The 12841-nt window shown below is 63.0% G+C and carries 14 protein-coding genes and 1 pseudogene; 9 read left to right on the top strand and 6 right to left on the bottom strand.

The genetic code is table 11. The features are described 5' to 3' along the window. Positions 1-362 precede the first annotated feature (362 nt). The 3 genes from AS156_RS17940 (at position 363) to AS156_RS17950 (ending at position 3052) form a co-directional block, all read left to right on the top strand. Positions 363-1985: a type II and III secretion system protein family protein gene (locus AS156_RS17940; protein ID WP_066506903.1), complete on the top strand. Its 1623-nt coding sequence runs from the start codon at positions 363-365 to the stop codon at positions 1983-1985. A gap of 12 nt (positions 1986-1997) precedes the next feature. Further along, positions 1998-2393, top strand: a complete 396-nt coding sequence (locus tag AS156_RS17945; RefSeq protein WP_066506906.1) for a hypothetical protein — start codon at positions 1998-2000, stop codon at positions 2391-2393. A gap of 74 nt (positions 2394-2467) precedes the next feature. Next, a complete protein-coding gene (locus tag AS156_RS17950; RefSeq protein WP_245312907.1) occupies positions 2468-3052 on the top strand; it encodes a tetratricopeptide repeat protein in 585 nt (194 codons plus the stop codon). Positions 3053-3118: 66 nt separating this feature from the next. Here the strand turns inward: AS156_RS17950 and AS156_RS17955 are convergent, their stop codons facing one another. The 5 genes and pseudogenes from AS156_RS17955 to AS156_RS46025 form a co-directional block, all read right to left on the bottom strand. Beyond that, positions 3119-4153 (bottom strand): hypothetical protein, encoded by a 1035-nt coding sequence (locus AS156_RS17955; protein WP_136626283.1) that lies wholly within the window; start codon positions 4151-4153, stop codon positions 3119-3121. A gap of 202 nt (positions 4154-4355) precedes the next feature. After that, positions 4356-4622 carry a hypothetical protein gene (locus AS156_RS17960; protein ID WP_066506915.1) on the bottom strand — a complete coding sequence of 89 codons (267 nt, stop codon included), beginning with the start codon at positions 4620-4622 and terminating at the stop codon, positions 4356-4358. Between the two features lie 459 nt (positions 4623-5081). Then, positions 5082-6596: a helicase HerA domain-containing protein gene (locus tag AS156_RS17965; protein ID WP_066506918.1), complete on the bottom strand. Its 1515-nt coding sequence runs from the start codon at positions 6594-6596 to the stop codon at positions 5082-5084. 348 nt (positions 6597-6944) lie between these two features. Next, positions 6945-7898 (bottom strand): AraC family transcriptional regulator, encoded by a 954-nt coding sequence (locus tag AS156_RS17970; protein WP_066506920.1) that lies wholly within the window; start codon positions 7896-7898, stop codon positions 6945-6947. 445 nt (positions 7899-8343) lie between these two features. Continuing rightward, positions 8344-8460: pseudogene (locus tag AS156_RS46025) on the bottom strand (cupin domain-containing protein); the annotation flags it as partial. Between the two features lie 225 nt (positions 8461-8685). On the opposite strand from AS156_RS46025, the gene AS156_RS46030 reads away from it, so the two are divergent. Beyond that, complete coding sequence (locus tag AS156_RS46030) at positions 8686-8943, top strand: hypothetical protein (RefSeq protein ID WP_136626284.1); 258 nt, start codon at positions 8686-8688, stop codon at positions 8941-8943. 107 nt (positions 8944-9050) lie between these two features. Here AS156_RS46030 and AS156_RS17985 read toward each other — a convergent pair whose 3' ends face one another. Beyond that, positions 9051-10028, bottom strand: coding sequence for a LysR family transcriptional regulator (locus tag AS156_RS17985; protein WP_066506929.1), 978 nt, complete (start codon positions 10026-10028; stop codon positions 9051-9053). A gap of 101 nt (positions 10029-10129) precedes the next feature. On the opposite strand from AS156_RS17985, the gene AS156_RS45630 reads away from it, so the two are divergent. The 5 genes from AS156_RS45630 to pcaG all read left to right on the top strand — a co-directional run. Next, complete coding sequence (locus AS156_RS45630; protein WP_283807928.1) at positions 10130-10258, top strand: hypothetical protein; 129 nt, start codon at positions 10130-10132, stop codon at positions 10256-10258. Then, positions 10255-11010 carry a nitroreductase gene (locus AS156_RS17990; protein WP_245312909.1) on the top strand — a complete coding sequence of 252 codons (756 nt, stop codon included), beginning with the start codon at positions 10255-10257 and terminating at the stop codon, positions 11008-11010. The genes AS156_RS45630 and AS156_RS17990 overlap by 4 nt, the downstream gene beginning before the upstream one ends. 26 nt (positions 11011-11036) lie before the next feature. Beyond that, the gene (locus tag AS156_RS17995) at positions 11037-11576 is read left to right on the top strand and encodes a 4-hydroxylaminobenzoate lyase (RefSeq protein ID WP_066506931.1); all 540 of its coding nucleotides are present in this window, start codon (positions 11037-11039) and stop codon (positions 11574-11576) included. Between the two features lie 49 nt (positions 11577-11625). Further along, the gene (pcaH, locus tag AS156_RS18000; RefSeq protein ID WP_066506934.1) at positions 11626-12327 is read left to right on the top strand and encodes a protocatechuate 3,4-dioxygenase subunit beta; all 702 of its coding nucleotides are present in this window, start codon (positions 11626-11628) and stop codon (positions 12325-12327) included. A gap of 1 nt (position 12328) precedes the next feature. Then, positions 12329-12841: protocatechuate 3,4-dioxygenase subunit alpha (pcaG, locus tag AS156_RS18005; protein ID WP_066505331.1), on the top strand; the 513-nt coding region annotated here is incomplete at its 3' end.

The following is a 12841-nucleotide window of genomic DNA, read 5'->3' on the forward strand; positions in this document are numbered from 1 at the left end:
GTGCCCATCGGGCCGGCTGTGGATCGCCCCGCCAGGTACCGAAAGTGGTGCGCGCTGGCAACATCGGGGAGTTTTCTCCCGCGTTGCCGCGGCGTGGTTGTGGACTCTCCTTGCAAAGGGGGCGGGGGGCGGATGATGATCTTGGTGCCGTATTTTTTGCGGCTGGCACGCGGCCGGGAGTGTTCGGCCGGAACTGATGTGCACCTCAGTTCAGCGTGCCGGGAATGGGAATTCGCAAGTAACTATTTGTAGTCGGACAGACTGTAAGCTCTACAGCGTGGTGCACGAAGGAGAGTGATCGGGAAGCCGGGGCCGTAAATCTACGGAGTTGGCCGTGAGACTCACGGCGAAGGGGATTCGAAATGAGTGGCGGTCGCGTTTGGGGTAGCGCGGGACGTAGGTTTGTCGCCTTGGGCGTGATGGCTCTTGGCGCTCCGCTCGTGCTGATTCATTCCACCGATTGCGCAGGTGCAGCAGAGCGGCGGGCATCTTCCGGCGGCGTCTTCGTCAGCGAAATGACTGACGTCCAGCGCGTCAGGGTGACCATCAACAAGTCGCGCACCTTCAAGGTCGATACGGCGTTTTCGACGATCGTCGCGGGCTCGCCTGACATCGTCGACGTGAAGTCGCTGAGCGACCATCTGATCTACATCCAGGGCAAGAAGACCGGCAGCACCAACGTCATTCTGTTCGACAGCGCGATGAAGCAGATCGGCATCCTCGATGTCCAAGTCACCTTGGATATCGGCAGTCTGCAGCAGAATATCCAAGCCAGCACGGGTGCGCGTGGCATTCGTGTGTCGACGTCCGAAGGTCAGGTCGTGCTGAGCGGTACGGCGGTCGACGCCGTGACCGCCGACCGAGCCATGGCAATCGCCAAAGGCATCGTTCCCGAAGGCGGCGTTGTCGTCAACGCGATGAGCGTCGCCGCGCCGCAGCAGGTGTTGTTGGAGGTTCGCTTCCTCGAGGTCAATCGTAACGCAGGCCGCGATCTCGGCATAAACCTCTATGCGGCGAACGCTAACGGGACGAACGTTGCGAACACCGGTCTTGGTGCAGCTACGGCGGCGCGCGTGCCGATCGGTGGCGTCAATGGTTCCGTTGGCTCTCCTCCCACCGGCAGCCTTCCGGTCCTCGGAACTATCGGTACCCTCGTTGGCGGTGCAACTGGCGTATCGCCGGCCCCGTTCGCAAGTATGTTGACCAGCATTCTCAGGACCAGCAATGGCGGCTCGGTGGATATGCTGATTACCGCCCTGGAGACGAAGGGATTGGCGCGTAGCCTGGCGGAACCAAATCTGATCGCACTTTCTGGCGACTCCGCCCGCTTCCTGGCCGGCGGCGAATTTCCGGTGCCGATCCCGACCCAGACGACGAACGGCTTTCCCACCGTCACGATCGACTACAAGAAGTTTGGTGTCGAATTGGGGTTTGTCCCCACCGTCCTCTCACGCGGCGTGATCAACCTCCGGGTCGAGCCATCGGTCAGCGAGCTCGATTTCGCCAACGCGATCACGATCCAGGGGACGACGGTTCCGGCTTTGACGGTTCGCAACGCGCGCACCACGGTCGAACTGCGCGACGGCCAGAGCTTTGCGATCGCCGGACTTCTTCAGACCAGAAATGCGCAGGGGGTCTCGCAATTGCCGTGGATCGGCTCTGTGCCCGTGCTTGGCGCCCTGTTCAGCAGCAAGTCGTACCAGCAGCAGGAAACCGATCTGGTCATCATCGTCACGCCGCACCTGGTTGCGCCGGCGGCGCCCGGTCAGCAGCTGGCGTCGCCGCTCGACTCCCGCCTGCCGGCCAACGATGTCGATTTCTTCCTCAACGGCCAGATGGACGTGCGCAAGCGCTACGACGACTATGTCAGCTCCGGCGGCAATCTGAAGGGGCCGTATGGGCACATTATCGCTCCGACTGCCACCGCGCCCGTTCCGGTGCCGGCCGCTGCCGTGGAGCAGCCGGTCGTGAAGACCCTGAACTAGAGGAGCGAGGAGATGACCATCAGATATCTGGCTCTGCTCGCACCCTTGCTGCTCGGGGGATGCTACGGGGTCGCAGGTCACGACGAGGTCGATCGCTATTTCCAGCGCTCCGACACCATCACGATGACCGCAGGCGATGCCAAGCAGGTCAACGCTGCCACCCATACGATCCATCCGTGGCCGCGCTACGTTGGCGACCGCAGGATCGCGTACGACGCCCGGCGCACGGGTGAGGCCGTCAAGCGCTACGGCGCCACACAACGGCCGGTGGATCAGCTTCCCGACATAAGCGAACCCGGGATAGCAATGGGCCAGGCGCCGCCCGTCACGACGAATGTCAACGTAAACGGTTTGCCGCCGGGTACTGCGTCCGGTGTAGCGGTGCCGGTCGGGACAGGGGGCAGGTAAGGGTCAACGGGGGTCGCCTCGGAGGCGGGCCCATGTCGTCATTGGGATCATTTCTTTTGGTCGTTCTGGTGAAATTGATTGCGGTCTATCGGCGGGGGCTGTGGGGTAGCGAGATGCGTCGCCTGTTTCTGGCATTGATCTGTTGCTGGCTGGGGATAGGCCTCGCGGCGTGTGACTACACGACGAGGGAGGCCGCCGTTTTGGCCCCCAAGGATCCCGGTGGCCCGGATCCCGTGCAGGAGCCGACGGACGTCAAATACTACCCGTCGGACGAGCCGGTGCGGTTGGGGCTGGAGGCCTACAACCGCGGCGCCTACGGGATTGCCCAGCGCTATTTCAAGGACGCGGTCGAGAAGTCGCCGAAGGACGTGACGGCCTGGGTTGGGCTCGCGGCGAGCTATGATCGCATTCGTCGCTTCGATCTTGCCGACCAGGCCTATGCGCAGGCGATTCGCCTGGGAGGCCGCACCGTCCAGATCCTGAACGACCAGGGGTATTCGTACATGCTGCGCGGCAATCTGGGCGCGGCGCGGCGAAAGTTCGATGAGGCGCGTTCGCTCGATCCCACCAACCCCGTGATCGCCAACAACCTCGAGCTCCTCAACGGCAGCCGGCGGTTCATCGAGCGGCCGCCGAACAACCAGCCTTCGGCGGAATAACACCTCTCATTGCTTCGCGTTTGGCGTCGTGTTTGCCGCGCCTGTGCCTGGCGGCGGCTGCCCAATCTAGTTGGGCGGCAGGACGGCATCGACCCGGTGGCTGTTCCGCAGGCTCAGGATGATCGTGCCGTTACGGGTCGCAAACCTGGCGCCCACGAGCCGCGGCACCTTCTCCGTCAGCGACGACGGCAGCGGAATCATTCCACCGCTAATGGAGTCGCCGACATTGATTGCAACGGGAGAGCCGCTCGCTGACGGGGCCGCCTTGATATATTCTCTTATCAACTGAATCTCGTCCCGCGAAAGGCTAAGCGCGCTCTGTTCGATACCATTCTTGCTCGGCTCCCGCCTATCTTGCGCATCTTCCTCTTGCTCGGCATCTCGTCTCGCGCTTTCAGCCTGTTCGAGCCGTGCAAGACGTTCCGTCAGCGGCGCCTGCTCACGGCGGAGCGCGGCGATGTCGGACTTCAGCGAGGAAATCTGGCCAAGCGCGATCGCCGCCGTGATGCACGCAACGACCGCTATCAGGCTGAGGCACGCAAGGGCAAGGCCGGTCATCCGCGCAAACACAGGCTCTGATTTCTGTTCCCAGGCGTTCGCCGCGGAACGCCGCCGTCCGCGAGCCAGCCTTGGCATGCCGGTGCGGATGACTCCAAGTAGAGCCGCCAGCCGGGAATCGCTTCGGCTTGCTCGTGGTGCGGAACCGAATGCCGGATCGGGAAATACCGGGGTGTCCCGCGAGCCTCCATCAGGAGCTTCGCCAGAGCCGCTTGATTCGGACTCCCCATGATCGTGCCTGCGATCATCAATCATGTCGGGGATATCGAGATCGATTTCCCCGGGTGCCGTGACGGCGCGGGGAGTGTTTAGCGAGCGCCACAGCGAAAGGCCCTCATTTGTGATCTGCATGCCGGCATCGTTGATCGAGACCCACCCCGCTTGGAAGACATCGGTATCGCCGATCTCGGACAATCGGTCCAACTGCGTCGCTGGATCGCCTGCGGCGATCATGCGCTTGACCTCGCGGCTGACCTCATCAACCGCGACCCGCTCCTCGGGCTTGGCAGCCAGCACACTTAGGATCGCCACGTTGAATTTCATGCGGCGCCTCTTGATGTCCGGTCCCCAGAACTGCCGATCGTCGCCACCCGAGCAGCTCAAGCTGGTGCATGATGCTACCGCGAATGCCCGCTTGTCGAGGGCCCGCGATTGCAACTGGACCCTGGCGGACAAGCAATCCGGTCTCGCGTCGGAGCAGTCGTCAGGCCGCACGCGGCGGCGGAGCTCTTCGGCAAATGCATGCTCAAAGGAAATCGCGAAGCCGCGACAACTCGACGATATGTTCGGGCGACAAGATATCGGATATCAGCGGCGCCTGGGCTTTTGTGCGGATCTCATAGAGGTGTCGAGAGTTTGCCGGCTTGGCCATGAACTCGCGGATGCATTCATCCAGCGTGCCGTCGGAAACCATGTATGGCGCACGATCCTCGCGGCGCAGATTGCCGAGAGAAGGCCATTTGTAGAGCCGTGCGGCGGCGGTAAAGTTCAGTTGTGAGATATCGTCAGACATAGGACATCGCTGGGGCCATCATCGAGCAGGGCGGCCCACAGACAGGTCGGCATCGCATGTCGGCCGGTGTCGCGCTCGGACGGAACCATTCGGAGATCTGCAACGAGGGCAGTCCTATCCGGACGATGAAGGCAATGACGAGTCCGGCCGAGCCATCGGCTTCCAAATGTTCTGCTCCAAAAAAATCGAGAACGTAACGAATGAAATGAGCACCGGTGTGATCTGGTCCGGCATCGTTCCATGGCCAATGGTGCTGATGCCGGGCCATCTCACCGACCTGCAATCGGTCGAGGCGGTCGCAATCATGATCGCATCTTCGCATCAAAGTCCATACGCGGTTTCAGTTGCACAGCAGCAAGGCCAGGCACCGTCCGTTTGCGGCCGCAGCAAATGTGGTCAGGTGCCGGAGGCAAGCCAGAGACGGCACGCGCTCCATCGGAGGCAGGATCGACCATCGCATCACAAGGCGGAGATGCTGCGGTTTCCCTCCGCCGGCAGCTCCTCGGCGTTGGGGTCACCCGGCGCCGTCGCCCAGGCCAGTTCGACGAGCGTCACGATTCGCCGACCGGCGCCATCGAGCTGGCAGACGATGAGGCCCTGTTCCTCGATGTAGCTCAACAACCGTCGCGCGCGGCGAAATGAATGTGTGCCGTAGGCGCGCGCGATCGCTGCATCGCTCGGACAGGGTTGTCCCTCTTTCGCGGCGCGGGCGATCATCATGAAGACGCCCTGCATGTCCTCAGGCAGGATGGCAGCACGGACCGAGACGTCCTGCCATGCTTCGTCCTCGGCGATGTCGGTGGCGAGCCCGGCACGCGCCCGCGTCAGCATGCGGCGGAAGTCCCCCAGGTCCGGTACATCCGAGCCGAGGCCCTCGATGCGGCAGCGAACCACGAATTCCTGGTAGAGGACGCCGATGGCACGGAAGCCGGCGTCGGGCTCGGCCAGGATGGCACTCAGGATGCGGTCCAGCCGCTCACGCCGCTCCGCCAGCTCCTCGGCGCTGAGTGGTTGCTCTATCGCTTCGGGATCGTCCTCCAGCGGCGTGGACTTCGCCGCCATAAGTTGGCTCAAGAGGTCTGGCGCGGGCGCCCGGCGCTGAGGTCTGACATTTTCAGGTGGCGGGCTTGCCAGGATGATGGCGCGCGCGTCCTCCAACGTCGTTCCAGGCAGCGGCATCAGCCGTGCCGGTGCATTGCGCGGCTGGGTCTCGGTTGGACCGATGCGCAACCCGAGAGGACGGCGCGACAGGGCAGGACCCAGGGCCATGAACTGGCCGCGCTCCAGATCGCGGAAGGCCTCAGCCTGTCGCCGCTCCATGCCCAGGAGGTCGGCCGCGCGCGCCATGTCGATGTCCAGGAAGGTTCGGCCCATGAGGAAGTTGGAAGCCTCCGCCGCAACGTTCTTGGCGAGCTTCGCCAGGCGTTGAGTCGCGATGACCCCTGCGAGTCCGCGTTTGCGGCCGCGGCACATCAGGTTCGTCATCGCGCCGAGCGAGAGCTTGCGCGCCTCGTCTGAAACCTCACCGGCGACCGCCGGCGCGAACAGCTGCGCCTCATCCACCACCACGAGCACCGGGTACCAGTAGTCGCGGGAGACCTCGAACAGGCCGCCGAGAAAGGCAGCCGCGCGCCGCATCTGGTTCTCGGCGTCGAGCCCTTCGAGGTTGAGCACCGTGGAGACGCGATGAATCCGCGATCGCTCGCCCGCGACCTGCAGACCCCGCTCGGTATGATCTTCGGCATCGATCACAAGGTGGCCAAAGCGTTCGGCCAGGGTTACGAAGTCACCTTCCGGGTCGACGATGGTCTGCTGGACCCATTGGGCACTTTGTTCCAGCAGCCGCCGCAGCAGATGGGATTTGCCGGAGCCGGAATTGCCTTGCACCAGCAGGCGGGTCGCCAGCAGTTCCTCGAGATCCAGAGTCGCTGCGCCGCCTGCGGTCGTATTCCCCATCTCGATCGCAACGGTCATGACTCGACTCAAAACTCCCTGTGGGACGGGGCTTATCAATCCGATCGCGACCAGTCGAGGCGCTTTGTCCTCGGGCCGACTTTGACAACAGGAAATTCTGTAGCGATCTCAATGAGCAAAATGGCTGTGAATTGCCGGAATAAGCGTTGAGGAGCGGCAAGAAATTTGTTGGGCTGAATGCAGAAGTTCCATTTCCTTCATCCGCTCCCCTATATCAAAGACAATGCGTGTCGAACGGTTCGCGCATCCGCGTTCCGGGGGCGGTTTCTCATCGCTGGTGCGACTTGCCGCGCGACGCCTTGAGCTGAAATTCGTCGTGACGACCGATCGGTGGATCGAGAGGTTGCTCTACACCGCGTAGCCGAGCGTCTGCGACGGATACTCGCCGAACAGCAAACGATAATATTGCGAGAAGCGGCCGAGCTCGCCAAAGCCCTGCTGGAGCGCGACCTCCGTCACGGTGGTGTCTCCCGGCCTGCTTTCGCGCAAGATGGAGTGTATCGCGCACAGTCGCTTGTGGCGCAAGAACGTGACCGGACCCATGCCGAAGACCTCGTGGAAGGCGCGATGCAGGCTGCGGCGCGACAGGCGAAGCATGGCACAGATCTCCGAGACGTGGACCGGCCGTGTCCCCGCTGCATGCAGATAGTCCTCGACATCCCGCACCAGCTTCATCGCTGACGGGAGGTGACCGAAGTCGTCGGGCGGAAGCGAGGTCACTACCGTCGCGGTCACGCAGTCGATGATTGTTCGTTTCCAGAATTCCGCCGACGAATCCGACAGCGCTCCGGGGTGCTGTGCGAGATATGAGACGATTTGCGGCAGCCTGTCCGCTGCGGTCATGCCGATCGCATCGTTTGCGCGAAAGTGATTCTTCTCTTGCCAGGTTTCGGCGTCGCTGAGCCGCGGCTCGCCGCCGAATATGGCGGGGACTTCGGCGAGGTCGAAGCGGATCGCTGCATAGGCCGACGCGCTCTGAAAGACTCCGTCATGTTCGACGGCAGGGGGAATCACAAGCACGTCGGCCGGCTGCATGTCGAACGCCCAATGCGTGACGCGGCTCCTGGCGCCGAGCAGCATTCCAATGATCAGCTTGTCGTCGGTCGCGATACGCTGCGTACGGACGCCGACGTTGAAGGTGCCGATGCTGAGCGAGAAATCGCCGATCCCGACATGGGACAGGGTACCGCGCAACTTGCCGCGCTCGAGCTGCATGACATCGACGTGCGAGCCTTTGACGGCGTGATGAAGCCCCTCGAAGCCGTCGAGCTCGCCGGTGCTGACCGACAGATGTTCGCCCATTCTCACACTCACAACTGCAGCGCGATTATTCTATTCAACCAAAAGACTTCAAATCAGTAGCAAGCTCGTCCCTGCGACAACTTGTCATGACTGTACCGATTCGAATGGCGAGATCGTGCTCGAGAACCGCGAAAGCGGAGATTTTACCTTATTTTCGGGGAAAGCAACGCGCACGCCGTCCGCAGTTGATTAATTCGAAACATCTTAGATCAAGACTCGCAGTGGGGTCGCCGAGATCGGTACAAACTGCGCACACGCTCAACGAGTTAGTCTATCGTTTGAATGTTAAAGGAGATTTCGCCCGTGACAACGTCAAGTGGAGTCTATCTCACGTCGTGAGAATGGCTATGCACGCTGATGTGCGCATCGAAGGAAGACCAAAAGAAGGGAAGTGAGGCTGACGCATCGACGACGTCAGCGCTGGCGGCGGCGGGCCACGTCCTCGTCATCGGTCGAGGAGGGTGGTCAATTGCGCGCCCTCGTCAGCGACGAAGACCGCGATCATTTCTGCCGGTTCGGTGTTGCTCGCACTGGCCGACATGACATGCGTCGCGCCCGGCGGAGGCGCTGGCCGCGCCAAGGTCGTCTCGCTCGCCAGCACCAACGCCAATGTCTTCCTCAATGCGTCAACCGGCAAGTTCACATCGAAGGCGATCCGCAAGGCAGCCGAGCTCGGTTGGCGCGCGCAGCAGTTCCTGCCGATCGGGAGCAACTTCGTCCGACCATCCTCAAGCCGGCGGGACTGCAGAATGCGAAGGGGGCGATCTCGGCGACGCCGACGAAGTCCGTGGGCGATCCCGAATGGGCCGACGATCCCGCCTGTCAGACGTGGCTGGCCTTCATGAAGAAATGCTATCCCGAAGCGGACATTGAGGATCAGCTCAACTTCACCGGATGGAATATCGCCGTCCTCATGACCAAGGTCATCGAAGCCTGCGGCGACGATCTTTCTCGGCAGAACATCATGAAGCATGCCACCGGCGCTGAAGGGCGTTGTCCTTCCAGGGCTCATTCCGGGCATCACGGTCAACACCAGCCCGGATGATTATCGTCTGATCACATCGCTCCGGCCGCAACGCTTCGATGGCGAGCGCTGGGTTCCGATGTCCAACGCCATGGCGGCGCAGTGAGGGCGACGGAGCCAGGCATCCGCTAACGCCCGAGCCGAAGGTCCTCGGTGGCGCGCCGGAGCACGTCGTGAAGCCACTCGTGCGACGGCTCGTCTTCGACGCGTTCGTGCCAGAGCATCCGTACCTCCACCGGCGTCGTCGCGTAGGGCAGTTCGCAGGTCGTGATGGCATGCATCTGCTCGAACGCTCTTGCCAGCGGGCGCGGCACGATGGCTGCCAGCCCGGAGTCGGCCAGCAGCGCAGGCAGGGCGAGGAAATGCGGCAAGGAGACCGCGATGCGCGGCGGCCGATCGCTTTCGGACAGTGCCCGTTCCAGCGCAGCGCGGTCGTACATCTCCGACCGTCGAGCAAGACCGCGCTCGGAGATGAAGCCGCCGATCGCTCCCTCCTGTTCTCCGCCAAAGGACACGACGACCAGCGGCAAGCTCGCGAGCTTCGCCTTGTCGAGCCGGCCGAGCTTGCGCCTTCTGCCGACGATCAGCACGTCGTCATATTCGAACAGCAGGGCGGTGCGGAAGCGGCTCGGCGGGTCCGAGAAGACGCCGATGGCGACGTCGATGCGGTCGAGGTCGATCTGCTCGGCAAGGTCGATCCGCGTCACAGGCTTGATCGTCAGGTCGATCGCTGGAGCCTCCCGGCCGAGTATCTTCAGGAGCGGAGACGCCAGCACCATCGTGGTGAAGTCGTTGGCTGCCAGCGTGAACTGCTTGGTGGAAGCCGCTGGCACGAAGGTCGGAAGCTCGACCGCCGCCTCGAGGGATCGCAGCGCCTGGCGAACCTGCGGCGCCATCGCCAGCGCACGTGCCGTCGGCTGCATGCCCGTTGCCGTGCGCACAAAGAGCTCGTCCTCCAGCATCTCGCGAAGGCGCGCCAGCGAATGGCTCACGGCCGACTGGCTCAGCGCGACCTTCTGGCTGGCGCGCAGCACGCTGCGTTCCTCCATGACGGCGTCGAACACCTTGAGCAGGTTGAGGTCCAATGTCTTGAAGGAAACGGACACGATGCGGGTCTCGTTGGAGGCGGATCGCGCGCCCCGGCCAATTGCTGCGATCGTGCGCAGTTAAGGCCAGGTGTCTCACGGTTGCAACCGTACGGATACTGATGACCGTTGCCGAGTTGGCGTGGCCGCGCGATCTGAAGGCGGTTCAGGATGAAGCTGCGAGACTTTCACTTCCGTACTCGCGCGTTCTGGTCATGATGGCCGCCGCCCGGTTGGGAGGAAAACAATGATAGCCTGGAGTGAGGTCGGTCCGAGGGAGACGATGCGGGACGCCGTGATCGGCGCAGGCGCGGCACCTGGACTGGAGCGAAACTGTATCGACGAGATCATCGTTGGCCGCTTCGCCTGCCGCGAGTTCTCCAGCGTCGCGGTAGCGCGACGGACCGTCGAGCAGATCCTTGACGTGGCGCGGTTCGCGCCGAGTGGCGCGAACATCCAGCCCTGGCACGTCTACGCGCTCGCGGGCGCGGCCAAGGACGAGGTGTCGGCCTCACTCCTGCGGGCGCATGAGGACGCGCGAAACGAGCACACATCCGAGTACAAATACTACGCGCGCGACTTGCCAGATCCGTACCTCGATCGCCGGCAGGAGTTCGGGCGGCTGTTCTACGGCTCGCTCGGGATCGCCCAAACCGACGCCGAGGCGCGGAGCCGGCAGACCGCAAAGAACTACGCATTTTTCGGCGCGCCGGTGGGACTGATCGTCACCATCGACCGCCGGCTGGAAGTGGGAAGCTGGCTCGATCTCGGAATGTTCATCCAGAACGTGATGCTGGCTGCGGCAGGCCGTGGACTGCAGTCCTGCCCGCAGGAAACGTTCGCGAAGTATCACAAGGTGCTGCGTTCGCTGTTGTCGATCCCTGCGGAGCAGATGGTGGTCTGCGGGATTTCAATCGGTCACGCAAAGGACCCGACGACGGGACGGTTGATGCCGCGCGCGGATGCGGAGGCATTCGCCTCCTTCAAGGGTTTTGAGAATTAGTCTGCAACAAGGCGAGGGAGAAAGTCATGGGAAGCCGAGAACAGCTGATCGAACGCAGCATTCCGTTTCTGCGGGAGATCAAGGACATGACGCCGGGCGTGGCGATGGAGCGATGGCTCAATGAGACATATGGCGAGGAGAGCGCGCTCTACCGGGACCTCGCTCGCCTGATCAAGGCCGGCGTCGAGGAGGGGTGGGCGGCAAACCAGGAGGTGGAAGGTCCGAACTATCGGCGCAGCCGCATCCTCGAGCCGACCCCTGAAACGTTCCAGTTCAGCATCACCGCGGTCTACATGAACAGCACCGATCCGCGCCGCTTCAAGGACGGGGACGATCATGATGTGCTGCGCGGGCAATATCATGGTCATCCCTATGGCGAACTCAACCTCGTCGTTCCCATCAACAAGGGCGCCGAGTTGAAGGGACTGCAGGGCTGGCAGGGTCCGGGCTGGACCGCGCCCGATCCTGGCAGCCGGCACTATCCGGAGGTTAGAGGTGGTGCGGTCATCGCTCTGTTCTATCTGCCGGCCGGCCGGATCTCCTACGATTTCAGGGCGCCGGGCTGATGATGGACGGCGCCTGCCGGGCGGCAGCAGCTCTGATTGGAGGAAGCTCATGACGTTGATCTATCCGGTCGATTCGAACGACATCCATCCCGCGCGGTTGTCTCCTGCCTACAGGAGCTCGATCAAGCGCGCGCCGCAGAAGCCGCTGATCCCGATGCGGCACACGCTCTCGGAGCTCACCGGTCCGGTCTATGGTCATGAGACCGTGCGCGCGCATGACAACGACCTCACCATCCAGGCCAAGGGCGAGCCGCTCGGCGAACGGATCATCGTGCACGGCTATGTGCTCGACGAGGACGGCCGCGGCGTGCCCAACACGCTGGTCGAGCTGTGGCAGGCCAATGCCTGCGGCCGCTACATCCATGTCGTCGACCAGCACCCGGCGCCGCTCGATCCGAACTTCACCGGCGCCGGCCGCACCCAGAGCGACGCCAACGGCTATTACAAGTTCATCACCATCAAGCCCGGCGCCTATCCGTGGGGCAACCACCACAACGCCTGGCGGCCCGCCCATATCCACTTCTCGGTGTTCGGCCACTCCTTCGTCTCGCGCCTCGTCACGCAGATGTATTTCCCCGGCGATCCGCTGTTTCCGTTCGACCCGATCTTCAACTCGGTGACCGACGAGAAGGCGCGGGCGCGGATGATCTCGTCCTTCGATCTCGACAACACCAAGCCGGAATGGGCGCTGTGCTACCGCTTCGATATCGTGCTGCGCGGGCGCAACGCCACGCCGATGGAGACCAAGTAAAGTGTCGAACCCGCGTCCTGATGGAATCACGCCGTCGCAGACCGTCGGCCCCTATTTCAAATACGGCCTGACGCCGAACGGCGAGTATGAATGGAACGACGCCTTCACCAACAATCTGCTGACGCCGGATACGTCGGGTGATCGCATCCGCGTCGAGGGCAAGGTCTATGACGGCGACGGCGCGGTGATTCCGGACTGCATGCTGGAGATCTGGCAGGCCGATGCGCAGGGCCGCTTCTCCGATCCGCAAGACAAGCGCGCGCTGCCGAATTCGAGCTTCAAGGGCTTTGGCCGCTGCGGCACCGACAACAGCGGCGCCTACGCGTTCGACACCATCAAGCCGGGCGTGGTGCCGGATCCCGACGGCAAGAAGCAGGCGCCGCATATCCTGCTCGCGGTGTTCGCGCGCGGCATGCTGCTGCATCTCTACACGCGGATCTATTTCGACGACGAAGCCGGCAATGCCGATGATCCCGTGCTGGCGCTGGTGCCGGAAGATCGCCGCGCCACCTTG

The sequence above is a fragment of the Bradyrhizobium macuxiense genome (genome assembly GCF_001542415.1).
GTDB lineage: Bacteria > Pseudomonadota > Alphaproteobacteria > Rhizobiales > Xanthobacteraceae > Bradyrhizobium > Bradyrhizobium macuxiense.